Source organism: Streptomyces sparsogenes (genome assembly GCF_001704635.1).
In the GTDB taxonomy this organism is placed as follows: domain Bacteria; phylum Actinomycetota; class Actinomycetes; order Streptomycetales; family Streptomycetaceae; genus Streptomyces; species Streptomyces sparsogenes.
Genome location: NZ_MAXF01000008.1, coordinates 1 through 24,427 on the forward strand (window position 1 = coordinate 1; position 24,427 = coordinate 24,427).

Sequence of the window (24,427 nt, forward strand, 5' to 3'; positions counted from 1 at the left end):
ACACCCTCACCCCGTCCCGTCCGCCGCCGCCGCGAACGCCTTGCAACGACCGTCCCCCGCCAGCCCGCGCTGGCGCGAGAACTCCACGAAGGCACCAGGGGTGGCCATCACCGTGACCCCGCCCGCCAACGCCAGCGAGCACTCACCGCCACGCAAGGCCTGAACCGCCGAGTGGAGCGCCACCAGCGACGACGAACACCCCGTGTCCACCGTCACCGCCGGACCCTCCAGCCCCAGCACATACGACACCCGCCCCGACAGCACACACGCGAGGTTGCCGGTAGCTGCGTAACCCTCCACGTCACTGCCGGCCATGGCGGTGAGCATCATGTATTCCTGCGAAGTCACCCCGGCGTAGACGCCCGTGCTGCTGCCCACGAGACCGTGCGGGTCGATTCCGGCGTGTTCGAACGTCTCCCAGGCGACCTCCAGCAGCAGCCGCTGCTGGGGGTCCATCGCCACCGCCTCACGCGGTGAGATACCGAAGAATTCCGCGTCGAAGCCCCCCGCGCCGGACAGAAAGGCACCCCGGCGCACATAACTCGTACCCGCGGTGTCCGGATCGGGGTCGAACAGGTTCTCCAGGTCCCAGCCGCGGTCGTCCGGAAAGTCGGTCAGCCCCTCGCCTCCGGCCGCCACCAGCTGCCACAAACCGTCCGGATTCTCGACCCCGCCGGGAAAGCGGCACCCCATTCCGACGATGGCGATCGGCTCGGGTTCCGTGGACTCCGCTTCACGCAGACGCCGACGAGTGTCACGCAGTTCCGCCGTGACCCACTTCAGGTGGTCGAGAAGCTTCGCCTCGTCCTTCGCCATTGCTGGCGCCTCCTCTTTGCGGGGCCGAGATAAGATCATTCTTGACGGTTTCTCTTAAGCTGTCCTAACCGACCTCCCGCTTTCCCAGGAGTGGTTCAGAAGGTGCAGCTCAGCTCTTTGAAGCCCGCAATGAAGCTCGATGCCAGCCGGACCGGCTCACCCTCCACGCGGATGTCCGGCAGTGAGGCGAGGAGTTCGCGGAGCATGGCGATGATCTCGATCCGGGCGAGATGAGCACCGAGGCAGAAGTGCGGCCCCACCGCGCCGAACGACAGATGCGGATTGGGGTCCCGGGTGATGTCGAACCGGTACGGATCCGCGAAGACCTTCTCGTCGTGGTTCGCGGACCAGTAGAAGAGGAAGATCTCGTCGCCCTTGCGGAACCGATGGCCGTTCATCTCGCAGTCGCCGGTCGCGGTCCGGCGCATCCAGTTGATGGGCGTGCCCACCCGGAGGATCTCCTCGACGGCGCCCTTCGCGTGGAGTTCGAAGTCCGACAGCAGGAGTTGCCGCTGGTCGGAATGGTCGGTCAGCAGAACCAGGGCCTGGGCGATGGCGTTGCGGGTCGTCTCCATGCCCGCGTTGATGAGGAGGATGAAGAACGAGACCAGCTCCTGGTTGGTCAGTTGCTCTCCGTCCTCCTGCACCTGGACCAGCTTGGTGATCACATCGGTGCCGGGGCGGGCGAGCCGGTCGTCGCGGAGCCGTCCGATGTAGTCTCCGAGGTCCCGCAGCGCTCCCAGCACCGCCGCCGCCATCTTCTCGGGATCGGCGCCGAGTTCGGGGTCGGCCCCTCCCATGATGGTGTTCGTCCGCTCGAAGAGGAATTCGTAGTCCTCACCCGGAATTGCCATCATGGTGCTGAGGACGGCGATCGGCATCTCCGCCGCCGGGCGGATGAAGTCGCCGGGCCCGCGCTCGATCAGCTCGTCCACGATGCGCCGGGCCACCTGCCGCGACATGGTGTCGAATTTGGGTGCCATTCCACGGCCGAACGACCGCGCGACGATGCGCCGCAGTCTGGAGTGCTCAGGATTGTCCATGTTGATCATGGAGCCGTAGAACTCGTCCATCTCCGGCGGCAGGATCGCCGTGGCGCCCTCCGAGGAGAAGTCCTGAGGGCGGCGGCTCACCTCGCAGATGTCGGCGTGTTTCGACAGGGCGTAATAGCCGGATGCCAACGGACCCCAGGGCAGGCGCGGCGGTACGAATTCCGGGCCCGGCAGCGCGCGCAGCCTCTCGAACACCTCGGCCCGCTCGGCACGCGGCCGCAACCAGAAGGACGGATCCATGAAGTCGGGAGGCCTGGTGGCTTTGGCGGACGACGCGGGGGTGGCTTCCGTGGGAGACACAACGCCTCGATTCAAGCTCGGACAGGTACAAAAACCGGTCCGCGCAAGTCTCGCAACCGCGTCTTAAGAGTTCCTAACACAACAACGGGCGCCGCCTTGTTTGACGCCGGGAGGAACGGGGTGTCAACCTCGGGGCGTGATGGACCCACTCGCCGGCCTGCTGGACGGGCCGCGGGCCCGGGGCGCGTTTCTGCTGCGGATGGTGATGGAGCCGCCCTGGTCCGTACGGATCGAGGACCGCGCCCCCCTGTGTGTGATGACCATGGCGCGCGGCGAGGCATGGGTGATCCCGGAGCGGGGCGCGGCGCGGCGGCTGGTGCCGGGGGACGTGGCGGTCGCGCGCGGCCCGGACCCGTACACGGTCGCCGGCGATCCGGCCACCGCGCCGCAGGCCTGGATCCTGCCCGGCGAGGTGTGCCGCACCGCGGCGGGCGAGGACCTGGCCGAGCGGATGGCGCTGGGCGTGCGCACCTGGGGCAACAGCGAGCAGGGCTCGGCGACGATGCTGATCGGCACCTACCGGATGGACGGGGAGATCAGCCGGCGGCTGCTCGACGCGCTGCCGCCGCTGCTGGTGCTGGGGCGTGAGGCGTGCGACTCGCCGTTGCTGCCGTGGCTGGGCGAGGAGATCGTCAAGGACGAGGCGGGTCAGACGGCCGTCCTGGACCGGCTGCTCGACCTGCTGCTGATCTCGGTCCTGCGGTCGTGGTTCGCCCGGCCGGAGGCGGGGGCCCCGGCCTGGTACCGGGCGCTGGGCGACCCGGTGGTCGGCCGGGCCCTGCGGCTGCTGCAGAACAACCCGGGCCATCCGTGGACGGTGGCCCTGCTGGCCGAGCGGACCGGTGTCTCCCGCGCGGCGCTGGCCCGCCGCTTCACCGAACTGGTCGGCGAGCCGCCGATGGCGTATCTGACCGGCTGGCGGCTGGATCTGGCCGCCGATCTGCTGCGGGAGCCGGAGGCGACCCTCGGGGCGGTGGCCCGCCGGGTCGGCTACGGCAGCCCCTTCGCGCTGAGCGCCGCCTTCAAGCGGGTGCGGGGGGTCAGCCCGCGGGAGCACCGCTCCGCGGCCAGCGCGGGGTGACCGCGGGGCCTCGGGCGCAGCCGTCGGGGCCGCAGCTGACGGAGCGTTCGTACAGCAGCGCCAGGCGGCGGGCGGTGCGGGCGATGTCGTAGCGCTCGACCGCGGCGGGCACCGGGAACCGCGCGGGTCCGGTGGCGGCCCGTTCGTGCAGGGCGGCGGCCAGCGCGGCCGCGCCGGGGCCGATGCGGCGGGCGCCGGGGGCCGCGCCGGGCGGCAGTTCGTCGAGGGCCGGGCAGGCGGTGTGGAGCACCGGCAGCCCGGCCGCGAGGGCCTCGACGGCGGCGAGCCCGAACGCCTCCTGGGAGGAGGGCGACACCAGGACGTCCATGGCGGCCAGCAGTCCGGGGAGGTCGGCGGGCCGGTCCCCCGTCCCGGCCACCGCCCCGCCGCGCTCGCCGAGCAGCCGGACCCGGTCGGCCACTTTGAGCCAGGCGGCCAGGTCCCGCAGCGCGGTGCGCTCGGGGCCGTCCCCGACCAGCAGCAGCCGGGCCTGGGGCACCTCGGCGACCGCCCGCAGCGCCACGTCGAAGCGCTTGGCCGCCACCAGCCGGCCGACGCCGCCGGCGACGAAGGCGTGGGCGGGAATGCCGAGGCGGGCGCGGGCGGCGGCCCGGGCGGCCGGGGTGAAGCGGAAGCGGCCGGCGTCCAGGCCGTTGGGCACCAGGTGGATGCGGTGGTTGGCGACGCCCCAGGCGCGGAGCCGGTCGGCGACGGCGGCCGAGACGGCGACGGTCGCCGACCCGAGGCGCTCGGTGGCGAGGTAGCGGGCGCGGACGCCGACGGTGAGGGGCCGGCCGTCGATGTGCCGCTCGCCCAGGCTGTGTTCGGTGGCGATCACCGCTTCGACGCCCGCGAGCCGGGCGGCGATCCGCCCGTGGACACAGGCCCGGTAGAGGTGGGTGTGCACCAGGTCGTAGCCGCCGCCGCGGATGAACCGCGCCAGCCGGGCCGGTGCCATGGGGTCGCGGCCGCCCACGGGCAGGTGGGTGACGGGCACGCCGTCGGCGCGGATGCCGTGGCCGGCGGCTCCGGGGGCGGCGAGGGTGAGGACGTCGCAGCGGGCGGGCAAGTGACGCAGCAGCAGTCTGAGTTGCTGTTCGGCGCCGCCGGCACCGAGGCGCGAGATGATGTGCAGCACTCTCATCGGGCGTCCGGGCCCCATCTTCCGTGTGCCGCGCGCCGGGTGGCGCGCGCTGCCTCGCGCAGGCCGAAACCGGCGCTCCGGCGCATGCCGAAAGCCACGGCCGAAACGCGCGGTCGAAACGTGCACGCTGAATCGCTTCCGACCATCGCAGACGACGGGATGTAAATCACGTAAGACGCGCGGTTATGGGCCGTCGGGGTGGTGGCCCGCTCAGGACATCGGCGGGGCGCGCCGAAAATCCGATTTGCACAGTCATTCCTCATGGGATTGTTACCTTCTCATCTCGCGCGATGACATGACGAATGTAGGCCGTCCGGGTCATCGCCGCGCGATATTGCGTCCCGACGACCCGCGGGAGTGCCCAGATGTCCGCACCCACCCCCGTCAGAGACACGGCCGAGAAGGCCGCCGCACCCTGCGCCGCACCCCCTCCCGCACGGCCCGCGCACCACGAGAACTCCCCTTTCCGCCGGGGCCCGGCCGCACGGTACGAGTACAACCGGTACAGCCAGCTGGCGGGCCCGCTGACCCAGCCCCCGCCGGGCCGCCCGTACCGGGTGCGCTGCCGCAGCCTGCTGGCGCAGGAGCCGCACCGGGTCCGCGCGGCGCTGCTGCTGTGCGCGGCGCCGGTGTGTTCGGCGCTGCTGCTGCTGTGGCTGCTGCAACCGCAGCACTGGGTGCACCGCGACTATGTGACGGCCTGGGAGAGGGCCGCGGACTGGACGATGCTGGTGTCGATCGCGCTGATCGAGGCGTTCCGCCTGTTCACCGTGGTCTCCAACGCGCATGCCACGCTGGTGGCCCGCGACCCGGTGCCGGTGGTGGCCGAGCCGGGGACCCGGGTGGCCTTTCTGACCAGCTTCGTGCCCGGCAAGGAGCCGATCGAGATGGTCCGGGCGACGCTGGAGGGCGCGAAGCGGGTCCGGCACGCGGGGTGGCTCGACGTATGGCTGCTGGACGAGGGGAACGACGAGGAGGCCCGGGAGCTGTGCGCGCGTCTGGGCGTGCGGCATTTCTCCCGCAAAGGCGTCGAGAAGTGGAATCAGCCGAAAGGAGCCTTCCGGGCCAGGACCAAGCACGGGAATTACAATGCCTGGCTGGACGCCCATGGCGACGACTATGAATTCATGGCCTGTGTGGACACCGACCATGTTCCGCTGCCCAACTTCCTCGAGCGCATGATGGGGTACTTCCGCGACCCGGACGTGGCCTTTGTGGTGGGCCCGCAGGTGTACGGAAACTACGACACCGCGGTCACCAAGGCCGCCGAGAGTCAGCAGTTCCTCTTCCACGCGCTGATCCAGCGGGCGGGAAACGCGTACGGCGGCCCCATGTTCGTCGGCACCAACAATGCTGTGCGCATCGCCGCGCTGCGGTCCATCGGCGGTCTCTACGACTCGATCACCGAGGACATGGCCACCGGCTTCGAGCTGCACCGCCGCCGCAACCCCGTCACCCGGAAGAAGTGGCGCTCGGTGTACACCCCGGACGTGCTGGCCGTCGGGGAGGGCCCGAGCACCTGGACGGACTTCTTCACCCAGCAGCTGCGCTGGAGCCGGGGCACCTACGAGACGGTGCTCAAGCAGTTCTGGAAGGGGCCGTTCACGCTGTCCCCGGGAAAGCTGCTCAACTACTCGCTGATGATCGCGTACTACCCGATGACCGCGCTCAACTGGATGCTGTCGGCGCTGTCCTGCGCGCTGTTCTTGGTGCTGGGCGCCTCCGGGATCCACATCCCGGCGGAGATGTGGATGATGCTCTACGGCGACGCCGCCGCGCTGCAGATCGGCCTGTACGTCTGGAACCGGCGGCACAACGTGTCCCCGCACGAGCCGGAGGGCTCCGGCGGGCTGGCGGGGATGCTGCTCTCCGCCCTGTCCGCCCCGATCTACGCCAAGTCGCTGTGCGACGCGCTGCTGCGGCGCCGGAGCCGGTTCGTGGTCACGCCCAAGGGCGACTCCTCCAGCGCCGACCAGCTGTCCACCTTCCGCATCCATCTGGTGTGGGGCGCGGTCTTCGGCGGCTCGCTGATCGCCTCGCTGTTCCTGGGCCACACCCACGCGGCCATGCGCACCTGGGCGCTGCTGGCGCTGGCGCTGTGCCTGACGCCGCTGGCCGTCTGGTCGGGCGGGCTGCTGCTGACGCGGCGCCGGAGGCACGCCGCCCTCGCGGTGCCGACGGCCCGCGCCGGCGCCCGGCGACGGGCGCGCGCCCGCGCGTGAGCCCGCGCCCGCGCGTGAGTCCGTGCCCGCGCGTGAGTCCGTGCCCTCCTCGGCCAGGCGCCCTCACCTCTCGCCCGCGCCCTCACCTCTCGCCCGCGCCCTCACCTCTCGCCCGCGCCGGCGTTGCGGGCCAGGTCCAGCGCGTACTCCGTCCACCATCGGCCCGCCGGTGGGCCGCCGTTGCAGGTGCCGTCGGACTCGCCGGGGCGCTTGATCCACAGATAGGCGTCGACGGCGGGGTCGCCGGTGCGGGTGCTCGGCGGCTCGCCCAGCGCCCGCCCCGGGGGGTTGCACCAGTTCTCCCCCGCGCCCCCGCCCTCCGGGCCGCCGCCCTTGCCGTCGTCCCCGCCCGCGCCGGGGGACAGCGGGCCGTTGCCGTTGCGGCTGGTGTCGATGACGAAGTGGGTGCCGCCGAGGCGGGCGGACAGCCGGCGGCCGTAGGCGCGGGTCGCCCGCGTCGGCTGGAAGTTCGAGACGTTCAGAGAGAAGCCGTCCGCCTGGTTGATGCCGGCCTCCCGGAGCGGCTCCACCAGCCGCTCCGGGTCCTTGATCCAGCCCGCGTTCCCGGCGTCCAGATACACCCGGGTGCGGGGCAGCGCGGAGAGCATGGCGACCGCGTCGCGCAGCAGGGCCAGCCGGGGGCCGCGCAGCCGCTCCGGGACACAGCCGTCCACCACCTGGGCCACCGCGTCGGGCTCCAGTACGACAATCGCCTTCCGCTCGCCGATTCCGGCCACGACCTCCCGGATCCAGTCCAGGTATTCCGTGTCGTTCCTCGCCCCGCCCGCGGAGTAATTCCCGCAGTCCCGGTACGGAATCTGATAGGCGACCAGCACCGGCGTACGGCCCTGGCGCGCGGCCGATTCGGTGAGGAACGCGACCCGCTCGCGCGGCTTCGGCCCCAGCCATTCGGCGATCGGCTCCCTGGCGATCCGCCGCATCAGCTCCGCCTCCGCGTACCGGCCCTGCCGCCGCTGCTCACGGGCGTGCCGGGCCGCCGGGTTGTCCGGGTTCACCCACAGCCCGCCCCGCGGGGCCGACTCCCCCGAGGTGCCGAGACATCCGCTCAGCGCGAGGAGCGCGGCGGCGCATCCCGCGGCCCGCGCCCCGCACCGCGCGACGGCCCTCCCGGGATCTTTCACGGCCATTCATGCATTCCTTTTCCCCGGATTTCCCGGCCTCGGAATCGACGGCTCGTGTCGCATCATGGCATCGGGCGCGGGCGGCGGCTTTCAATTCGCGCGTGTGTCCTCGCCGTCCCCGTCGGTGCGCCACAGCGGGTGCTCGCGGGCCGCCCAGACGCGGTCGACCGTGCCGGTGCGCATGCCGCGCCTGGCCTCCGGGTCGCCGAGCGCCATGCCGATGTGGCCGAGCAGCAGCAGGACGACGGCCGGGGCCAGCCAGTCGTGGACGAACGTGGCGCTGGTCCGCCAGACCAGCGGGGCCAGCCCGGTGAACCACATCAGCAGCCCCGTGCCCGCCATCACCAGCACCGCGCCGCTGAGGGAGGCGGCGTAGAGCTTCTGCCCGGCGTTGAACTTGCCCGCCGGGCGCGCCCCGTCGCTCCGGTCGCGCCGCAGCGCGGAGCGCAGCCAGCGGCGGTCGTGCGGGCCGAAGCGGTTGAGGCGGGAGAGGTCGGCGCGGAAGGCGCGGGAGGCCAGGCCCAGCAGCGTCGGGGCCGGGGTGAGGAGGCCGGTCCACTCGTGCACCGTGGCCACCAGGGCGCGGCGGCCGACGAGTTCGGCGAGCTGCGGCAGGTACAGGCAGGCCGCGCTCACCACGCACGCGCCCATCAGGGCGGCGGTGGTGCGGTGGATCCAGCGCTCGGCCCGGGTGAAGCGCGCCACCCGGGCGCGGGGCGTCCGGGGCCGGGGGCGCGCGGGGGCGGCGGCGCCGGGACGGGCGTCAGGCCGTGGGGGCATCGTCGCGTCCGTTCGAGGTGCCGACCCAGGCGTCCACGTCGTAGCCGCGGTGCTCCCAGTAGCCGGGCCGCACCTCGCGGGTGACCTCGATACCGGAGAGCCATTTCGCCGACTTGTAGAAGTACATCGGGGCGACGTACAACCGCACCGGGCCGCCGTGGGAGTGGCCCAGCGGCTCGTCCCGCATCCGCAGGGCCACCAGGACGTCGTCCCGGCGGGCCTGTTCGAGGGTCAGGCTCTCGCTGTACGCCCCGTCGAAGCAGGTGAAGCGGACGGCCCCGGCCCCGGGGCGGACCCCGGCGGCCTCCAGCAGGGTCGCCAGGCGCACGCCCTCGAAGGAGGTGTGCGGTACGCGCCAGCCGGTGACGCACTGCACGTCGCGCACGATCCGGTGCTGGGGGAGCGCGCGGAGGTCGGCGAGCCGGTAGCCGGCGGGCCGGTCCACGAGCCCGCTGACGGTCAGGCGGTAGCTGTCCGCGTCCTTGTGGGGGACGGAGGAGGTCACCGAGTAGTAGCGGAACCCCCCGGCGCCCGGGAGCAGCCCGGTCACCCCAGTGGGATCCTTGTCCGCGGCCGCGGCCAGGACGGTGTCCAGCCGGCGCTCCAGCCAGGGCGCGGCGGCCATGCCGGCCGCCCCGAGCCCGAGCATGCCCAGGATGACACGGCGGCCGACGGGGCTGCCGGAGGCGTCGGCGCCTCGTTCCGTGGCCCCCGCATCGGCGGTGTCCGGGTCGGCGGAGGGGTGCTCCGCGGCGCCTGTGTTGCGATCCATGCCCTTGATGAGAGCACTCCCGGGGCGCTGGGTGCCAGGGTCTTCGGCCGTCCGTCACACTTCCGTCAGAGTTGGCGCCCCGGCGCCCTACCCCACCGCCTTCGCCGCCGCGCGGCCCGCCGTCCGGCCGGAGAAGAGGCAGCCGCCGAGGAAGGTGCCCTCCAAGGAGCGGTAGCCGTGGACCCCGCCGCCCCCGAAGCCGGCCGCCTCGCCCGCCGCGTACACGCCCGGCAGCGGCTCCCCGCCCTCGGTGAGCACCCGCGCGGACAGGTCGGTCTCCAGGCCGCCCAGCGTCTTGCGGGTCAGGATGTTCAGGCGCACCGCGATCAGCGGGCCCGCCTTGGGGTCGAGGATGCGGTGCGGGGCGGCGGTGCGGATGAGGCGGTCGGCGAGGTACTTGCGGGTGCCGCGCAGGGCCGTGATCTGGAGGTCCTTGGTGTAGGGGTTGGCGATCTCCCGGTCGCGGGCGAGGATCTGGCGGCGCAGCTCGGCCTCGTCGATCAGCGGTTCCTTGGTGAGCTCGTTCATCCGCCGGACGAGGCCGGTGAGGGAGCGCTCGACGATGAAGTCGGCTCCGTGGTCCATGAACGCCTGGACCGGGCCCGGGGCCCCGCCGCGCCCGCGGTTCAGCACGTCGCGGACGCTCTTGCCGGTGAGGTCCGGGTTCTGTTCGGAGCCGGAGAGCGCGAACTCCTTCTCGATGATCTTCCGGGTGAGGACGAACCAGGTGTGGTCGTGGCCCGTCCGCATGATGTGTTCGAGGGTGCCGAGGGTGTCGAAGCCGGGGAAGAGCGGCACGGGGAGCCGGCGGCCGCGGGCGTCGAACCACAGCGAGGAGGGGCCTGGCAGGATGCGGATGGCGTGCCGGGGCCAGATGGGGTCCCAGTTCTCGATGCCCTCGGTGTAGTGCCACATCCGGTCGCGGTTGATCAGCCGGGCGCCCGCCGCCTCGGCGACGCCCAGCATCTCGCCGTCCACGTGCGCGGGGACGCCGGAGAGCATCCGCTCGGGCGGGGTGCCGAGCCGCTCCGGCCAGTTCCGGCGTACGAGGTCGTGGTTGCCGCCGATCCCGCCGGAGGTGATGACCACGGCCTGGGCGCGCAGTTCGAAGGCGCCGGTGACCTCGCGGCTGCTGGGGGTGCCGCGCTCGGCGTCGCTCGGCTCCAGGATCTCGCCGGTGACGGTGTCCACGGCGCCCGCGCTGCGGGACAGCCCGGTGACCCGGTGCCGGAAGCGCAGGTCGACCAGGCCGCGGGCGGCCGCGGCCCGCACCCGCCGCTCGAAGGGGGCGACGACGCCGGGGCCGGTGCCCCAGGTGATGTGGAAGCGGGGGACGGAGTTGCCGTGGCCGGTCGCGTCGTAGCCGCCGCGCTCGGCCCAGCCGACGAGCGGGAACAGCCGCAGCCCCTGGGCGTGCAGCCAGGCCCGCTTCTCGCCGGCCGCGAAGTCCACGTAGGCCTCGGCCCAGCGGCGCGGCCAGTGGTCCTCCTCGCGGTCGAAGCCGGCCGTGCCCAGCCAGTCCTGCCAGGCCAGTTCGCGGCTGTCGCGGATGCGCAGCCGGCGCTGCTCGGGCGAGTCGACGAGGAAGAGGCCGCCGAAGGACCAGTGGGCCTGGCCGCCGAGCGATTGTCCGGGCTCCTGGTCCAGCAGGATCACCGTGCGGCCCGCGTCGGCCAGTTCGGCGGTGGCCGCCAGCCCCGCGAGCCCCGCCCCGACCACGATCACATCCGCGTCGTACGCCATATCCGATGTCCCGTCTCGTCAGGAGCGTGCGAGGAAGGCCGACGGCCGGGCGGTGCCGGAACCGGCGGTGTCGGTCGATCCTGCCTACCGGCCGGTATGGCGTCAACCCGGGCGCGGCGGACGCCGCCGCACCACCTTGTGCCACATAACGGGCGCAATGCGTCGGCGAGATGGACAGGGGTTCGGCGGGCGGGCATCATCAGGCGCCATGGCTGACCACCATCCTTCTCCCCCGCATCCGCGCAGCGCGGACCGGCGGGTGGTGAGTCCTACCCTGGTCACTCCGGGCCCCCAGCCGGTCGAGCTCGCCGGGTCCGCCGCCGCGGAGGAGCCGCAGGTGCTGCGGGGCGAGGTGGTCGGCCCCCGGCACGCCCGCCGCCGGCCGGTCAGCGACCGGCGCAAGGCCGCGGCCGGGGCGATCCTGCTCTCCGCCACCGGCGCCGCCACGGCGCTCCTCCTGATGCTCGGCAAGGACGGCCGGGAGGCCACCGCCGCGCCCCCGCAGGACGCGCCGTCCTCGGCGCCCGACGCGGGCGAGGACGACATCGTCCCGGTGGCCGACTCGGCGGTCGGCGCCGAGCCGCTGCCGGGCGCGTCGCGCACCGCTCCCCCGGCGGCCGCCGAGGCCCCGGCCGCACAGCCCCGGGCGCAGGCCCCGTCCCGGGCGCCCGCGCACACCTCGCCCCCGACCCGCACCGGGCCCTCGCACCCGTCCTGGCCGTCCCGCTGGGGAGGCTCGGGCGACGGGCGGTGGGACTCGGAGGAGGCGGCCCGCTGGGCGCGGGAGTGGGCGGACCGGTACGGCTCCGGCGACGACGGCCACGGCGGATCGGGTTACGGCGGGTCGGGCTACGACGGATCGGGCTACGACGGGTCGGGTTACGACGGTTACGGGCGCGGGGGGCGCCACCACGGCGGGTCGGGCTACCCCGGCGGGAGCCCGGGGCGCCGCTGACCACCCGCCGCCGTTCTGCTTGGATGGCGGCATGCCGGACAACGAGTCGCCGCGACAGCCGCGTTCCGCCGACGAGCTGCTGGACATCGTGGACGAGCGGGACCGGGTGGTGGGGCGGGCCAGACGCGCCGACGCCATGGCCCGCCGGCTGCGCCACCGGACCGTCTTCGTGCTGGCGCGGGACGGCGCGGACCGGATCTTCGTGCACCGCCGCACCGCCGGCAAACTCGTCTTCCCCTCCCTGTACGACATGTTCGTCGGCGGCGTCGTGGGCGCCGGCGAGTCGTACGACGCGGCGGCGCTGCGCGAGGCCGAGGAGGAGCTGGGGGTGTCCGGGCTGCCCGCGCCGACGCCGCTGTTCTCCTTCCTCTACGACACGCCCGAGCACACCTGGTGGTCGCGCGTCTACGAGGTCCGCTGCGAGCCGCCGGTCTCCCCGCAGGCCGAGGAGATCGCCTGGCACGACTTTCTGACCGAGGAGGAACTGGCGCGGCGGCTGGCGGAGTGGGAGTGGGTGCCGGACGGGGCGGAGGCCTACCGGCGGCTGCTGGACTGGCGCCGCGAGTAGGCTTGTCCCATGATCGACACCGACCGCACGCCCGGCCGGGGCAGGCTCGCCTCCGTCGTCGCGGATGTGCGGCTGTGGTTCGCGCCTGAGCGGCTGCGCGCCGAGGGGGAGACCCCCGACTACCGCTTCTCCCTCGCCAACGAGCGCACCTTCCTTGCCTGGCTGCGCACCTCGATGGCGCTGGTGGGCGGGGGTTTCGCGATCGACCAGTTCCTGCCCGACACGGACCGGACGCTGCGGCTGGCGGCGGCGCTCACGCTGCTGGCGGGGGGCGCGGTGTGCGCGATACGGGCGCTCAACCACTGGATCCGCTGCGAGCGGGCGATGCGGCGCGGCGAGGACCTGCCGGCCTCCCGCTTCCCGGTGGTGCTGGGGCTGGCCGTCGGGGTGATCGCCCTGGTGATGGTGGCCCTCGTCGCGGTCCGCTGGGGCGGCTGAGCCGATGCCCGGGCCCTCCTCGCCCGCCGCGCCGCGGGATCCCGGGCTGCAGCCCGAGCGGACCCGGCTGGCCTGGCGGCGTACGACGCTGGCCTGCGCCGTCGCCACCTCGCTCGCCGCCCGGCAGGCCCTGCGCGCCGGGACCGGGCCGGTCCCCCTGCTCTGCGTGGCGCTCGCCGCGCTGGCCTGGCTGTGCTTCCTGGGTGTGGCGGCCCGCCGCATCCGGGCGGTGTCCGTGCCGCGGCCGCCCGCACTGTCCCCGCGGGCGGCCGCGGCGGCGGCAGGCTGCACGCTGGCGCTCGCGGCCTTCGGCGCCGCGTTGACGCGTTGACGCGTTGACGACGCGTTGACCGCGCCGGCCCGTCTGCCGGCCCCTCCGCCGGTCCGCCCGTCAGCTTTCCCGTCCGACCGTGACGACGATCTTGCCGCGGGTGTGGCCCTCCTCGTTGAGGCGTTGCGCGTCGGCCGCCTTCTCCAGCGGGAAGGTGGCCGAGACCTCGACGCCGAGTGCGCCGCGCTCGGCGATGTCGGTGAGGTCCTGGAGGTCGTCGGGGTCGGGGCGGACGAAGACGTAGCGGCCGCCGTGGGTGAGGACCGCCTGGTCGGTGATGGAGGCCAGCCGCCCGCCGGCGGCCAGCAGCGGCACGGACTCGGTGAGCGCGTCGCCACCGACCGTGTCGAAGACGGCGTGCACCCCGTCCGGCGCCAGCGCCCGCACCCGCTCGCCCAGCCCGTCCCCGTAGGTGACCGGCTCGGCCCCCAGCGAGCGCAGGTACGCGTGGTTGCGTTCACTGGCGGTGCCGATGACGCGGGCGCCGAGGTGCCTGGCCAGCTGGACGGCCATGGATCCCACGCCGCCCGCGGCCGCGTGCACCAGGACGGTGTCGCCCTCGGTGACCCTCAGCGCCTTGACCAGCGTCTGGTAGGCCGTGAGGCCCGCCAGCGGAATGCCCGCGGCCTGCGGGAAGGTCAGGTTCCGTGGCTTGCGGGCGAGGGTGCGCACGGGAGCGGCGACGTACTCGGCGAAGGTGCCCCGGGAGAGGAAGTCCTCGCGCACGTATCCGATCACCTCGTCGCCCGCCGCGAACTCGGTCACCGCCGCGCCGGGCCGCTCGACGACGCCCGCGACGTCCCAGCCGGGGATGACCGGGAAGACGGCGTCCAGGACGGGGTCGAGATAGCCCTGCCGCGCCTTCCAGTCGACCGGGTTGACGGCGGCGGCGACGACCTTGACGAGGACGGAGTCGGGGCCGACCTTGGGCTCGCCGACCTCCCCGTACTCCAGGACCTCGGGGCCGCCGTAGCGACGGTAGGTGATGGCCTTCATGGGGCGCTCCCTTGCGTTCCTTCGCGTTCCTTCGCGTTCCTTCGCGTTCCTTCGCGTTCCTTCGCGGTGTGCGGGCGGGGCGGTGGGCGCGGCCGGCCGCCACGCCTCCGTCCTTCGACGCTCCTGCTCCGGCGGGCCCGGCGCAAACCGACCTGGCCGCTCACCCCGGCCGTCCCGGCACTGGACTCCATACCGACTGGTCGGCATCATGATGCGGGGCCGTCCGTCCGGTCCCGCGCCCGTCCGCGCGTCCCCCAATGGAGGCCAAGGCCCGATGAACTCAGGCAATCCGCCAGGACTCGACCTCGCGCGGCTCCGCGCCCACCTGGACCGCGAGCGGCCGGGGCTGGTGCGCGGGCCGCTGAGCGGCGCGCTGATCGAGGGCGGCCGGTCGAACCTCACCTACGAGGTCACCGACGGCGCGGCCCGCTGGGTGGTGCGCCGTCCGCCGCTGGGGCATGTGCTCGCCACCGCCCACGACATGCGGCGCGAGCACCGGGTGATCGGCGCGCTGCACCCGGCCGGCGTGCCCGTTCCGGAGCCGGTGCTGCTGTGCGAGGACGAGTCGGTGCTCGGGGCGCCCTTCTACGTCATGGAGTTCGTCGAGGGCACCCCGTACCGCACGGCCGGGCAGCTCGCCGCCCTCGGCCCCGAGCGCACCCGCCGCGTCGTCCTCGGTCTGGTCGACACCCTGGTGGAGCTGCACACCGTCGATCCGGCCGCCGTGGGCCTCGCCGACTTCGGGCGGCCCGAGGGGTTCCTGGAGCGGCAGCTGCGCCGCTGGGGCAAGCAGCTCGCCGCCTCCCGCAGCCGGGAGCTGCCCGGCGTGGACGAGCTGCACGAGGCGCTCGCCAAGGCCCTGCCCGCCTCTCCCGCCCCGGCCGTCGTGCACGGCGACTACCGGCTGGACAACGTGCTCGTGGGCGCCGATGACACGATCAAGGCGATTCTCGACTGGGAGATGTCCACGCTCGGCGATCCGCTGACCGATCTGGGCCTGCTGGTGATGTACAGCGAGCAGGAGGAGGTGGCGGACTCGCCGATCACCACGACCAGCGGCGCGCCCGGCCACCCCGCGCCGCGCGAGCTGATCGAGCGGTACGCGGCGGGCTCGGGGCGCGATGTCGGCGGCGTCGCCTGGTATACCGCCTTCGCCTACTTCAAACTCGCCGTGATCCTCGAAGGCATCCACTACCGGTTCACCCTCGGCCAGACCGTCGGCGCGGGCTTCGACCGCATCGGCGAGATCGTCCCGCTGTTCGTCGAGAGCGGCCTCACCACGCTACGGAAGGGCTGACCCAGCCATGGACTTCGCATTCGACGCCCGCACCGAGGAGCTCCGGGCCAAGCTGCTCGCCTTCATGGCGGACCACGTCCACCCGGCCGAGGCGGTGGCCGAGGAGCAGCGCGCCCGGCTGGACTCCCCCTGGCTCACCCCGCCGGTCGTCAAGGAGCTGCAGGCGAAGGCCCGGGCGCAGGGCCTGTGGAACCTCTTCCTGCCCGACGCGGAGTACGGGGCGGGGCTGACGAATCTCCAGTACGCGCCGCTCGCCGAGATCACCGGCCACAGCCCGCAGCTCGCCCCCACGGCCCTGAACTGCGCCGCGCCCGACACCGGGAACATGGAGGTGCTCGCCCAGTTCGGCACCGAGGAGCAGCGGAAGCGGTGGCTGGAGCCACTGCTCGCGGGCGAGATCCGGTCCGCCTTCGCGATGACCGAGCCCGAGGTCGCCTCGTCCGACGCGACCAACATCGAGACGCGGATCGAGCGGGACGGCGACGACTACGTCATCACCGGCCGCAAGTGGTACATCTCCGGGGCGATGAACCCGGACTGCAAGATCTTCATCGTCATGGGCAAGACCGATCCCGGGAACCCCGACGTCCGCCGTCAGCAGTCGATGGTGCTGGTGGAGCGCGACACCGAGGGCGTCGAGGTGCGCCGGGCCATGCGGGTCTACGGCTACGAGGACCACTACCACGGCGGCCACGCCGAGGTGGTCTTCGACGGCGTGCGCGTCCCGGCCGCCAACCTGATCGGGGAGGAGGGCGGCGGCTTCGCCATCGCCCAGGCCCGCCTCGGCCCCGGCCGCATCCACCACTGCATGCGGCTGATCGGCATGGCCGAGCGCGCGATCGAGCTGATGTGCCGCCGGGCGGTGTCCCGTACGGCCTTCGGGCGGCCGCTCGCCCACCAGGGCCAGGTCCACGCGTGGATCGCCGACGCGCGGGTGGCCGTGGAGCAGCTTCGGCTGCTGGTCCTCAAGACGGCCTGGCTGATGGACACCGTCGGCAACCGGGCGGCGCACACCGAGATCCAGGCCATCAAGATCGCCACCCCGCGCACGGTCGTGGACATCCTGGACCGGGCGGTGCAGCTGCACGGCGCGGGCGGCGTCAGCCAGGACTTCCCGCTGGCCGAGCTGTGGGCCGCGGCGCGGACGCTGCGGCTCGCGGACGGACCGGACGAGGTGCACCAGCGGTCGCTCGCCCGGCGGGAGCTGAAGAAGTACCTGTGACGGGAGCTGAGGAAGTACCTGTGCGCGGCCCCCGGGTCACGGCCGCAGGGCGCGCAGCAGCAGGTCGGCGAGGTGGTCGGCGACCTGCTGGGGGGTGAGCGGCCCGTCGGGGCGGTACCAGGTGCCCAGGTGGTGGACCGATCCGAAGTGGTAGTCCACCACCAGGTCGGCCGGGGTGTCCGAGCTGAACACCCCGGACCGCTGGCCCTCCTCCACCAGGGCGCGGAACCGCTCGTGGTAGCGGCGCCGCTCCGCCCGCACCTGCTTGTGCTTCTCCGGGCTCAGGTGGTGCATGGACCGGAAGAAGATCGTCGCGTCGTCGAGGTTCTCGATGGTGGTGACGACCACGTCGGCCGCCGCGTCGCGCAGCCGCCGCTCGACCGGGGCGTCGGCGTCCGCGAAGGCGTCCAGTCGCTCCTGCTGGAGCCTCAGCACCCGCCCGTAGATCTCGTGCAGCAGGTCGTCCTTGGAGCCGAAGTAGTGGTAGAGGGCGCCCTTGGTGACGCCCGCCGCCTCGACGATCTCCTGGACGGAGGTCCGGTCGAAGCCGCGCTCGGCGAACAGGCGGGTGGCCGCGGCCAGCAAGCGCTGCGGTACCGGTGTTCCGTCGTCCTCCCTCGTCCTGGCCATCTGGTCGCTCCCTCTCGCTCGTGCCCGGTCGCCCTACTCCCGGGGGCGCGGCGCCTGCCGCAGTTCCCGTCGAAGGATCTTGCCACTCGCCGTCTTCGGCAGCTCGGGCAGGATCTCTATCCGACGCGGATACTTGTAGGCCGCCAGCCGCTCCGCGCAGTACGCGGACAGCTCCTCCGGCGCCGCCTCGGCGCCCGGCCGCAGGCTGATGTACGCCTTGACCGTCTCGCCGCGGTACGGGTCGGGCACCCCGACGACGGCCGCCTCGCGCACGGCGGGATGGGTGTACAGCACATCCTCGACCTCGCGCGGCCACACCTTGAAGCCGGACGCGTTGATCATGTCCTTCTTGCGGTCGACGACGTACAGCCAGCCGTCCGGGTCCATGAAGCCGATGTCCCCGGTGCGCAGTTCCCCGTCGGGCAGGGCGGTGGCGCCGGCCTCGGGCTGCCGCCAGTAGCCGGGCACCACCATGGGGCCGCGCACCGCGATCTCGCCGTGCTGCCCGAAGGGCACGTCCCGGCCCTCGTCGTCGATGATCCGCACCACGGCGTCCGGGCCGGGCACGCCGACCGCCAGGGTGCCCGAGTCCGGGTCCACGGGGGCCCGGGTGCCGGGCGGGACGCTGGCGCAGGGGGCGGTGCACTCGGTCAGGCCGTAGCCGTTGCGGATGTACGGGCCGAAGGCCGCCTCGAAGCGCTCGACCAGCGCGGGCGGCAGCGGGGCGCCGCCCGAGGAGATGAGCCGGAAGGACGCGAAGTGGTCGCGGGTCGCCGCCGGGTGGGCCATCAGCGCCATGAAGGCGGTGGAGGGGCCGACGGTGTAGGCGGGGCGGTGCTCGGCGAAGGCGTCCAGGACCACGCCCGGCTCGAAGCGGCAGGCCAGGGCCAGGGTGCCGGCTTCGGCGAGGGAGGTGGCCAGCTCGCAGACCATGCCGGTGATGTGGAACAGGGGCGCGAGCGCGAAGATGACCGAGCCGTCGGGCAGCGCGTGGACGACGCACTGCCGCTCGGCGTTGTAGGCGATGTTGCCGTGGGTGTTCATGGCGCCCTTGGGGGTGCCGCTGGTCCCCGAGGTGTAGCTGATGAGGGCGATGTCCTCGCGGCCCGGCTCGGGCACGGCCGGCGGCCGCGCGCCGCCGCGGGCGGCGGCCAGCAGGTCGTCGGTGTCCTCGGGGGCCAGGGCGCGCCCGCCGCTCAGCACCCGCGGGTCGTCGCGGGTCTGGAAGTCGTACGGGTCGGCGGTGAGCGCGATGCGCACGGGCGAGGCGGCGGCGGTGGCGCGGACGTACCCCTCCCAGGCCGGGGCGGCGCACACCAGGGCGCTCACCTCGGCGTCGGCCAGGATGTGGCCCAGCTCGCCCGCCTTGTACATGGGGTTGACCGGCACCACCGTGCCGCCCGCCTTCCAGGCGCCGAGCAGGGCGAGCACGAAGTGCGGGGTGTTCTGGAGCATGATCGCGAGCCGGTCGCCGGGGCGGAAGCCGCGGGCGGCCAGGTGGCCGGCGAGGCCGTCGGAGAGCTCGTCGGCCTCACGGTAGGTCAGCCGCCCGTCGAAGTAGACGATCGCGGGCCGGTCGGGCCTGGTCCGCACGGCGTCCCGGAAGGCGTGCAGCACGCTCGGCCGCGGCCGGATCGGCGCGCGCTGCGCCTCGGTGAGCCGGCCGAGCCATGGCCGGTCCTGGTACGAGGTCGAGGTCATGGGTGCGGCCCTGTCTGCTCGGGTGGGTGGTGGGCGGCGGGGGTGCGGCGAGGACGCGGCGGGGTGCGGCGGGGAGGGGTGTGGCGGAGGGGTCAGCCGGTGGCCTTCTCGACCTTGCGCTGGATGTGGTTCATGCGTTCCAGCCAGCGGTCGGGGTCGGTCGCGCGGGCCGCGTAGTGCTCGGCGACCTCGGGGTGCGGCAGGATCAGGAAGCGGTCCCGCTCGATTCCCTCGAAGAGGGCGTCGGCGACCCGCTCCGGCTCGATCGCGCTGGGCACGAGGACCAGCTCGCCGATGGATCCGGTGGCGCGCAGCATGTCGGTGCGCACGCCCTGCGGGCAGATCGCGTGCACGCTGACGCCCCGGTGGCGGTAGGTCGTGGAGAGCCACTCGGCGAAGGCGAACGCGGCGTGCTTGGACACGCTGTAGGGGGCCGAGCCGACCATGGTCAGCAGGCCGGCGGCGGAGACGGTGGCGACGAAGCGGCCGCTGCCGCGCTCCAGCCACTCGGGCAGCAGCTCGCGGGCCGCCCGCACATGCGCCATGACGTTGACGTCCCAGGCGTCCGCCCACAGTTCCTCGTCCGCCTCGGGGCCGCCGATGGGGGCGACTCCCGCGTTGGCGCAGTAGATGTCCACGGCCCCGCCGAGCGCGGCCCGCGCCTCGGGCACCACCCGGGAGGCGTCGCCCGGCACGGCCACCGCGCCGATCTCCTCGGCGACCGCCTTCGCTTTGGCGGCGTCGAGGTCGTTGACCACGACACGGGCGCCCTCGGCGGCGAATCGGCGGGCGAGCGCGGCGCCGATGCCGCCTCCCGCTCCGGTGACCACGGTTCGCGCTCCCCGCACGGTATCCACGCATGCTCCTTCGGCCGGGGTCGACTGCGTCGCCCAGCGGGCGTCGCTCAGCTGCTCGGCAGACTAACCAGTCGGTATGTGCGAACGGAAGGGGCGCGACGGGGGCCGGTGACCCAGGCGGAGCGCTACTCCTCCCGGCTCCCCATGACGCGGCGCCAGCGCGCGTTCTCGCCCGCCAGGGCGCCCCACAGGACGTTGAGCGGGTGGTCGGCGTCCCACGCGGCCCGCTCCCCGCCGCGTACGAACACCCCGACCAGCACCGCCAGATCCGGTCCGAGGTCGTCGGCGAGCTGGAGCGTCCGCAGCCCCGAGCCGCCCTGCAGCCGCCCGTCGGCGACCGCCTCGCCGATGCCCTGGGTCACCAGCACACAGCCGCGCAGCACCCCCGAGGAGAGCAGTTCCAGGCCGTACTGGACGGTGTCGATCTCGGCCGCGATGTTCAGCTCCTGGCGATAGCGGCCGCCGAACCAGCCACGCAGGAAGCCGGGTATCAGCCCGTCGGCGGAGACCGCGAGCGGCAGCCCGGGAAGGTCGCGGACCGAAAGACCGGGGCCCGGCAGCTCGTCCTCGGGGAGGTTGGTGACCAGCGACAGGCCGCTGCGCCGCCACTCCATCACCTCGAACCCGTCCAGCCGGCCGTCCCCGTCCCCGGTGGTCAGCACGGAGCCGCAGACCAGGTCGAGCTCCTTGGAGCCGAGCCGGTCCAGCAGGTCGCGGGTGCGCACGTGCTCGACCTTGAGTTCCACGCCACGGCGATCGAAGTCCTCGGTGACCAGCTCCACGGCGCTGAGGAGGAAGCCGAGGGTGTAGCGGGTGGAGCCCACGTTCAGCCGGCTGCCGAGCCGGCGGCGGCAGCCGTGCACCGACTCCAGCCAGTCCTTCAGCGTGTCGCGCGCGAGTTCGGCCAGGGTCTCCCCCGTCGGGGTGAACAGCACGTTCTGGCTCCGGCCGCGCTTGAGCACGAGCGGCTCACCGCACATCGTGCCGAAGTTCCGGTTCATGGTGTCGAGTTGTTTCTGGACGCTGGACTGCTCCCGCCCCAGCAGCCGGGCCGCGCCCAGTGCGGTACCCGCCTCGTGGACCGCGAGCAGCGTGCGGAGCTGGTCCATCGTGGTGTCCAGCAGTGCCGTGGGGTACTGCCAGCGGGGGTTTAAGGGCATACCGGCCTTCCGCGTCAACATTACCTGAGAATTCCGGCTCCGCAGCATAGCCCCCCGGCCTCCGGCAAACTGATCCGGAGAACAGCGGCGATATTCTCGAGATTTGTATCCGGTAATTCGACCGACCGTTTCTTCGCGCTTTTCCCCGGCCGCTGCGGACAGCAACGCGCCCGCGCGCGGGCCGTGTTCGGCCCGGCGCGGGCGCGGCGTGCGCGCCGCCCTCAGCGGTGCGCGGGGAACTCCACGACCTGCTGGAAGGTCGGCCGGTTCTGCCAGTGCGCCTTGTCGTGGGTGATGCCGCCCAGCGGCCGCTGGATCAGGGCGTCCGCGCACCACTGGTCGCCGGCCGAGCAGTTGGCGTCGCCGGGGTAGACCTCCGCGGCGGACTTGGCCGCGGCCTGCCGGAGGCTGGTCAGGAGGGCGTCCCGGCACGCGGACAGGTCACCGCCGCCGCAGTACTCGCGGGCGAGCGGGCCCTTGACGTCCTCGCCGAGGACCGCGCGCAGGTCCTTGTCGACGTAGGACCACCAGCCGTACTGGAAGGAGGACCCTGCGTGCGAGCCGGTGGGCCCGTGGCCGGCCGAGGGCGCCTCGTCGACGGTCAGGTTCGCGCGCAGCGCGTCGTACAGTTCGCCGCCCAGCTGAGGTTTGAACTCGGCCTCGACCAGAAGCGGCCACCACGCGTCCATGATCCGTACGGCGTCGGCGTGCCCATAGGTGTGCGAGCCGGCGGACGTCTCGCGCCGCTGGGCGCCCGCCGCCTGCCAGGACTCGAGCTGCTGCACGGCCTTGGCCGTCTGCGGATCGGTGATCGGCGCGCCGCGCACCACCTTCAGCAGCTCCGGCAGCACGTCCTCGCCGCGCAGGTCGGTGACGGCCGCCTCGGCCATGGCGCGGGTGAGCGCGGCACGGGTCACCCCGCCCTTCTTGACCAGGGCGCGCACCCTGTCGTCCAGGAGGTTCCCGCGGTGCACCGAGCCGTTGCCGAAGCCGGCCGCCGTGTAGCCCTTGGCCTGCCGGTTGTTCCAGCTGACGTAGTAGTCCTGGTCGATGGACCGGGGGTGCTGGGCGGGCGGGGCGTAGGCGGCGGTGTTGACCGTCGGGTCGAAGTCCCGCCACTCGTACGCCGGCTCGGCCTTGACGGGGAGCGAGGGGTCGACGTCGGCGGCGCGGACCAGGTTGAGCCCGCTGTTGTAGTAGGCGGTCTGCCGGGAGTCGGCGTAGAACCAGTTGAAGGTGTAGTTGATGTGCTGCGCCGCGCTCTGGAAGGACGTGGCGTCCTTCACATAGCCGGGGTCGTTCAGCATCTGGAAGCCGACGATGGAGTCGGCCTCGTGGCGGTAGCTGGCGCGCAGCAGGGTGTACGCGACGGGCTTGCCGCCGACCGTGGCGCGATGGGTCACCAGGCCGTATTTGGTCCGGTAGACCTGCATGCGGTACGAGCCCTCGGCGGTGGAGTCGGCGACCGTCGGCTTCCAGGCGTTGCGACGCTCGATCTTCTCCATGGGCAGGCAGGAGCCGTGGTAGCGGTAGTACGTCGAGTCCTTGGCCGGGGCCGTGCCGTCCGGCGAGCACAGCTCGACGGCGAAGGTGTCGGTGACGTCCTGGGCCGAGGTGGTGGCGCTCCAGGCGTAGTCCTGGCCGCGGCCCAGCTGGACGTACATCCCCACGCCCGCGAAGGAGGCGCCGCGGGCGCTGATGCCCGGGCCCTGGAGCTCCTGGAGCATCAGCAGCTGCGGCGCGAAGTAGCCGGTCTGCGGGCCGAAGACGGCGACGGGGTGGCCGCCCGCGGTGTGCCTGCCGGAGACCAGGAGCGCGTTGGACATGCCGTGCTTGCGGCTGAACAGGTCGCGGGGCAGCACGCCGTCGTCGTAGAGGCCGCGCAGCGGCTCCAGCTTCTTCGGCGCCTTGACCTGTTTGGTGGCGCCGGTCTTCGCGCTGCCGGTCTTGTCGTAGACGAGCTGTTCGGGGGTGAGCGAGCCGGGGTCGGGCAGGGCGGTGCCCTTGGCGTCGGCCGGCTTGGCGGCGTACGGGAAGCTGGTGCCGTCGTGCACGGTCAGCGCGGCCTCGGGGTCGTCGCGCTCCCGGAAGGACTCCCACACCTCGGTGCCCTCGGCCAGGCCGTACTTCCGCTGGGCGGCGAGCAGCGACAGCGCCGACTCGACCTCGCCCCCGCCGCCGTTGCCGAACAGGGCGCCGACGACGGAGGCGAGGGCGATCAGGTCGGTGAGCTTGAAGGGCTCGATCTCGCCCGCGTTGGTGATCGCGTCGATCTTGCCGGTGAGGACGTACTCACCGGGGAAGTAGCGGCCGTCCTTGGCCTGCTTGCGGTAGGCGTTGATGCCGTCGACGTACGCCTGGGCGTCCGCGAGCGCCTGCCGGCCGCGCTCGCCCTGGGAGGCGAGGATGTAGTCGATCTGGGCCTGGTAGTCCTCCTCCTTGTACGGCGCCTGGCCGAAGAAGCTCTGCTCCAGGCCCTGGTTGGCCTCGGCGCCGCCGGCGAAGGAGGTCAGCTCGCCCCGGCCGACGTGCCGGAAGAGGTCCATCAGCCACAACCGGTCCTGCGCGGCGGCGTATCCGGCGCCGAACTCGGTGCCCTCGCGGGTGGTGCCCTGGATGTGGGGCACCCCGGTCTTCTTGTCGCGGGTGATCGTCACGTCGTCGCGGGGCTTGTCGACCTTGGCGACCTGGTCGGCGGGCACCCCGAAGGACGCGTCGTTGAAGAACTCGCTCAGCTTGTCGTCGGTGAGCGTGGGATATCCGGCGACCAGGTTGTTGTAGGGGCCGAGCTGGTCGGCGCTGTGCGCGGGACGGGTGCCGAACGCCTTGTTGGCCAGGATGTCGGCGAGCGTGGCGTTGCCGTTCTGGCCCGGCGGCAGGATGTCGGAGCACTGCCCCCGGCAGTAGTCGGTGACGGCCGCGGCGGCCGGCTCCGCCCGCGCCGGCTGCGGGAGCGGCCCCGCCAGCGCGGCGCCGAGGGCCAGTACAGCGGTGGTGGCGATGGCGGTACAGGTCAGCTTGCCGGTTCGTCGTCGCATTTACGCTCCTCCCGGGTGCCGTTGGGACGGAGGTTACCGACGGTATGACCTGCTCGGAAGATGAGTGGCCGTCACCTTTCGGGGAATCTGGAGTTTTTCAGGTTCCTTCCGTTTTTCGGGCCCCGGAGGGGATCCGGATCGCGCTCCGTTACGTCCATTCCACAACGAGTCGGGTCCGCACT

20 protein-coding genes and 1 pseudogene are annotated in these 24,427 nt (G+C 73.1%); 8 read left to right on the forward strand and 13 right to left on the reverse strand.

Going from position 1 to position 24,427, the window contains the following annotated elements; translation table 11 throughout:
• Window positions 1–9: 9 nt before the first annotated feature.
• Window positions 10–816 (reverse strand): annotated as a pseudogene (locus tag BBH68_RS00110) (beta-ketoacyl synthase N-terminal-like domain-containing protein); the annotation flags it as partial.
• Between the two features lie 95 nt (window positions 817–911).
• Complete coding sequence (locus tag BBH68_RS00115) at window positions 912–2,168, reverse strand: cytochrome P450 (RefSeq protein WP_245737827.1); 1,257 nt, start codon at window positions 2,166–2,168, stop codon at window positions 912–914.
• A gap of 139 nt (window positions 2,169–2,307) precedes the next feature.
• On the opposite strand from BBH68_RS00115, the gene BBH68_RS00120 reads away from it, so the two are divergent.
• A complete protein-coding gene (locus BBH68_RS00120; RefSeq protein ID WP_065957899.1) occupies window positions 2,308–3,249 on the forward strand; it encodes an AraC family transcriptional regulator in 942 nt (313 codons plus the stop codon).
• Here the strand turns inward: BBH68_RS00120 and BBH68_RS00125 are convergent.
• Window positions 3,209–4,393: a glycosyltransferase gene (locus tag BBH68_RS00125; protein WP_065957901.1), complete on the reverse strand. Its 1,185-nt coding sequence runs from the start codon at window positions 4,391–4,393 to the stop codon at window positions 3,209–3,211. The two genes, BBH68_RS00120 and BBH68_RS00125, sit on opposite strands and share 41 nt — an antisense overlap.
• Window positions 4,394–4,758: 365 nt before the next feature.
• Between BBH68_RS00125 and BBH68_RS00130 the strand changes: the two genes are divergently transcribed.
• Complete coding sequence (locus BBH68_RS00130) at window positions 4,759–6,615, forward strand: glycosyltransferase family 2 protein (protein ID WP_065957903.1); 1,857 nt, start codon at window positions 4,759–4,761, stop codon at window positions 6,613–6,615.
• A 101-nt stretch (window positions 6,616–6,716) separates the two neighbouring features.
• Here BBH68_RS00130 and BBH68_RS00135 read toward each other — a convergent pair whose 3' ends face one another.
• From BBH68_RS00135 to BBH68_RS00150, 4 genes are all read right to left on the reverse strand, one after another.
• On the reverse strand, window positions 6,717–7,763 hold the full coding sequence (locus tag BBH68_RS00135) for a glycoside hydrolase family 6 protein (RefSeq protein ID WP_065957905.1): 1,047 nt from the start codon (window positions 7,761–7,763) through the stop codon (window positions 6,717–6,719).
• A gap of 84 nt (window positions 7,764–7,847) precedes the next feature.
• Window positions 7,848–8,537: a cytochrome b/b6 domain-containing protein gene (locus BBH68_RS00140; protein WP_079150710.1), complete on the reverse strand. Its 690-nt coding sequence runs from the start codon at window positions 8,535–8,537 to the stop codon at window positions 7,848–7,850.
• Entirely contained in the window at window positions 8,521–9,309 is a 789-nt protein-coding gene (locus tag BBH68_RS00145; RefSeq protein ID WP_104531186.1) for a molybdopterin-dependent oxidoreductase, read from the reverse strand. The genes BBH68_RS00140 and BBH68_RS00145 overlap by 17 nt, the downstream gene beginning before the upstream one ends.
• Before the next feature lie 87 nt (window positions 9,310–9,396).
• Window positions 9,397–11,052 carry an FAD-binding dehydrogenase gene (locus BBH68_RS00150; RefSeq protein ID WP_065957909.1) on the reverse strand — a complete coding sequence of 552 codons (1,656 nt, stop codon included), beginning with the start codon at window positions 11,050–11,052 and terminating at the stop codon, window positions 9,397–9,399.
• 208 nt (window positions 11,053–11,260) lie between these two features.
• On the opposite strand from BBH68_RS00150, the gene BBH68_RS00155 reads away from it, so the two are divergent.
• The 4 genes from BBH68_RS00155 to BBH68_RS00170 are packed head-to-tail and all read left to right on the forward strand — an operon-like array spanning window position 11,261 to window position 13,344.
• Window positions 11,261–12,007, forward strand: coding sequence for a hypothetical protein (locus tag BBH68_RS00155; RefSeq protein ID WP_141712938.1), 747 nt, complete (start codon window positions 11,261–11,263; stop codon window positions 12,005–12,007).
• 31 nt (window positions 12,008–12,038) lie between these two features.
• The gene (locus BBH68_RS00160; RefSeq protein ID WP_065957913.1) at window positions 12,039–12,575 is read left to right on the forward strand and encodes an NUDIX domain-containing protein; all 537 of its coding nucleotides are present in this window, start codon (window positions 12,039–12,041) and stop codon (window positions 12,573–12,575) included.
• 9 nt (window positions 12,576–12,584) lie between these two features.
• Window positions 12,585–13,013 carry a YidH family protein gene (locus BBH68_RS00165; protein WP_065957915.1) on the forward strand — a complete coding sequence of 143 codons (429 nt, stop codon included), beginning with the start codon at window positions 12,585–12,587 and terminating at the stop codon, window positions 13,011–13,013.
• A 4-nt stretch (window positions 13,014–13,017) separates the two neighbouring features.
• Entirely contained in the window at window positions 13,018–13,344 is a 327-nt protein-coding gene (locus BBH68_RS00170; RefSeq protein WP_065957916.1) for a DUF202 domain-containing protein, read from the forward strand.
• A 60-nt stretch (window positions 13,345–13,404) separates the two neighbouring features.
• Here the strand turns inward: BBH68_RS00170 and BBH68_RS00175 are convergent, their stop codons facing one another.
• The gene (locus BBH68_RS00175; RefSeq protein WP_065957919.1) at window positions 13,405–14,340 is read right to left on the reverse strand and encodes an NADP-dependent oxidoreductase; all 936 of its coding nucleotides are present in this window, start codon (window positions 14,338–14,340) and stop codon (window positions 13,405–13,407) included.
• Window positions 14,341–14,614: 274 nt separating this feature from the next.
• On the opposite strand from BBH68_RS00175, the gene BBH68_RS00180 reads away from it, so the two are divergent.
• Both BBH68_RS00180 and BBH68_RS00185 read left to right on the forward strand, forming a co-directional pair.
• On the forward strand, window positions 14,615–15,637 hold the full coding sequence (locus BBH68_RS00180) for a phosphotransferase family protein (RefSeq protein WP_065957921.1): 1,023 nt from the start codon (window positions 14,615–14,617) through the stop codon (window positions 15,635–15,637).
• 7 nt (window positions 15,638–15,644) lie between these two features.
• A complete protein-coding gene (locus tag BBH68_RS00185; RefSeq protein ID WP_065957923.1) occupies window positions 15,645–16,859 on the forward strand; it encodes an acyl-CoA dehydrogenase family protein in 1,215 nt (404 codons plus the stop codon).
• Window positions 16,860–16,895: 36 nt separating this feature from the next.
• Here the strand turns inward: BBH68_RS00185 and BBH68_RS00190 are convergent, their stop codons facing one another.
• From BBH68_RS00190 to BBH68_RS00210, 5 genes are all read right to left on the reverse strand, one after another.
• Window positions 16,896–17,489 (reverse strand): TetR/AcrR family transcriptional regulator, encoded by a 594-nt coding sequence (locus tag BBH68_RS00190; RefSeq protein WP_065957925.1) that lies wholly within the window; start codon window positions 17,487–17,489, stop codon window positions 16,896–16,898.
• Window positions 17,490–17,522: 33 nt separating this feature from the next.
• Window positions 17,523–19,190, reverse strand: coding sequence for an AMP-binding protein (locus BBH68_RS00195; protein WP_065957928.1), 1,668 nt, complete (start codon window positions 19,188–19,190; stop codon window positions 17,523–17,525).
• 92 nt (window positions 19,191–19,282) lie between these two features.
• Window positions 19,283–20,047, reverse strand: a complete 765-nt coding sequence (locus BBH68_RS00200; RefSeq protein WP_065957931.1) for an SDR family oxidoreductase — start codon at window positions 20,045–20,047, stop codon at window positions 19,283–19,285.
• A gap of 125 nt (window positions 20,048–20,172) precedes the next feature.
• On the reverse strand, window positions 20,173–21,207 hold the full coding sequence (locus BBH68_RS00205; protein WP_065957934.1) for a LysR family transcriptional regulator: 1,035 nt from the start codon (window positions 21,205–21,207) through the stop codon (window positions 20,173–20,175).
• Window positions 21,208–21,428: 221 nt separating this feature from the next.
• Complete coding sequence (locus BBH68_RS00210) at window positions 21,429–24,245, reverse strand: penicillin acylase family protein (protein ID WP_065957936.1); 2,817 nt, start codon at window positions 24,243–24,245, stop codon at window positions 21,429–21,431.
• Window positions 24,246–24,427: the final 182 nt, after the last annotated feature.

What these genes read in the sequence shown, in the direction of transcription:
- BBH68_RS00185 (WP_065957923.1), top strand. Translation starts at nt 15,645, where the DNA reads ATGGACTTCGCATTCGACGCCCGCACCGAGGAGCTCCGGGCCAAGCTG.
- BBH68_RS00190 (WP_065957925.1), bottom strand. Translation starts at nt 17,489, where the DNA reads ATGGCCAGGACGAGGGAGGACGACGGAACACCGGTACCGCAGCGCTTG.
- BBH68_RS00165 (WP_065957915.1), top strand. Translation starts at nt 12,585, where the DNA reads ATGATCGACACCGACCGCACGCCCGGCCGGGGCAGGCTCGCCTCCGTC.
- BBH68_RS00195 (WP_065957928.1), bottom strand. Translation starts at nt 19,190, where the DNA reads ATGACCTCGACCTCGTACCAGGACCGGCCATGGCTCGGCCGGCTCACC.
- BBH68_RS00135 (WP_065957905.1), bottom strand. Translation starts at nt 7,763, where the DNA reads ATGGCCGTGAAAGATCCCGGGAGGGCCGTCGCGCGGTGCGGGGCGCGG.
- BBH68_RS00145 (WP_104531186.1), bottom strand. Translation starts at nt 9,309, where the DNA reads ATGGATCGCAACACAGGCGCCGCGGAGCACCCCTCCGCCGACCCGGAC.
- BBH68_RS00210 (WP_065957936.1), bottom strand. Translation starts at nt 24,245, where the DNA reads ATGCGACGACGAACCGGCAAGCTGACCTGTACCGCCATCGCCACCACC.
- BBH68_RS00175 (WP_065957919.1), bottom strand. Translation starts at nt 14,340, where the DNA reads ATGAAGGCCATCACCTACCGTCGCTACGGCGGCCCCGAGGTCCTGGAG.
- BBH68_RS00160 (WP_065957913.1), top strand. Translation starts at nt 12,039, where the DNA reads ATGCCGGACAACGAGTCGCCGCGACAGCCGCGTTCCGCCGACGAGCTG.
- BBH68_RS00180 (WP_065957921.1), top strand. Translation starts at nt 14,615, where the DNA reads ATGAACTCAGGCAATCCGCCAGGACTCGACCTCGCGCGGCTCCGCGCC.
- BBH68_RS00120 (WP_065957899.1), top strand. Translation starts at nt 2,308, where the DNA reads ATGGACCCACTCGCCGGCCTGCTGGACGGGCCGCGGGCCCGGGGCGCG.
- BBH68_RS00125 (WP_065957901.1), bottom strand. Translation starts at nt 4,393, where the DNA reads ATGAGAGTGCTGCACATCATCTCGCGCCTCGGTGCCGGCGGCGCCGAA.
- BBH68_RS00140 (WP_079150710.1), bottom strand. Translation starts at nt 8,537, where the DNA reads ATGCCCCCACGGCCTGACGCCCGTCCCGGCGCCGCCGCCCCCGCGCGC.
- BBH68_RS00170 (WP_065957916.1), top strand. Translation starts at nt 13,018, where the DNA reads ATGCCCGGGCCCTCCTCGCCCGCCGCGCCGCGGGATCCCGGGCTGCAG.
- BBH68_RS00155 (WP_141712938.1), top strand. Translation starts at nt 11,261, where the DNA reads ATGGCTGACCACCATCCTTCTCCCCCGCATCCGCGCAGCGCGGACCGG.
- BBH68_RS00150 (WP_065957909.1), bottom strand. Translation starts at nt 11,052, where the DNA reads ATGGCGTACGACGCGGATGTGATCGTGGTCGGGGCGGGGCTCGCGGGG.
- BBH68_RS00205 (WP_065957934.1), bottom strand. Translation starts at nt 21,207, where the DNA reads ATGCCCTTAAACCCCCGCTGGCAGTACCCCACGGCACTGCTGGACACC.
- BBH68_RS00130 (WP_065957903.1), top strand. Translation starts at nt 4,759, where the DNA reads ATGTCCGCACCCACCCCCGTCAGAGACACGGCCGAGAAGGCCGCCGCA.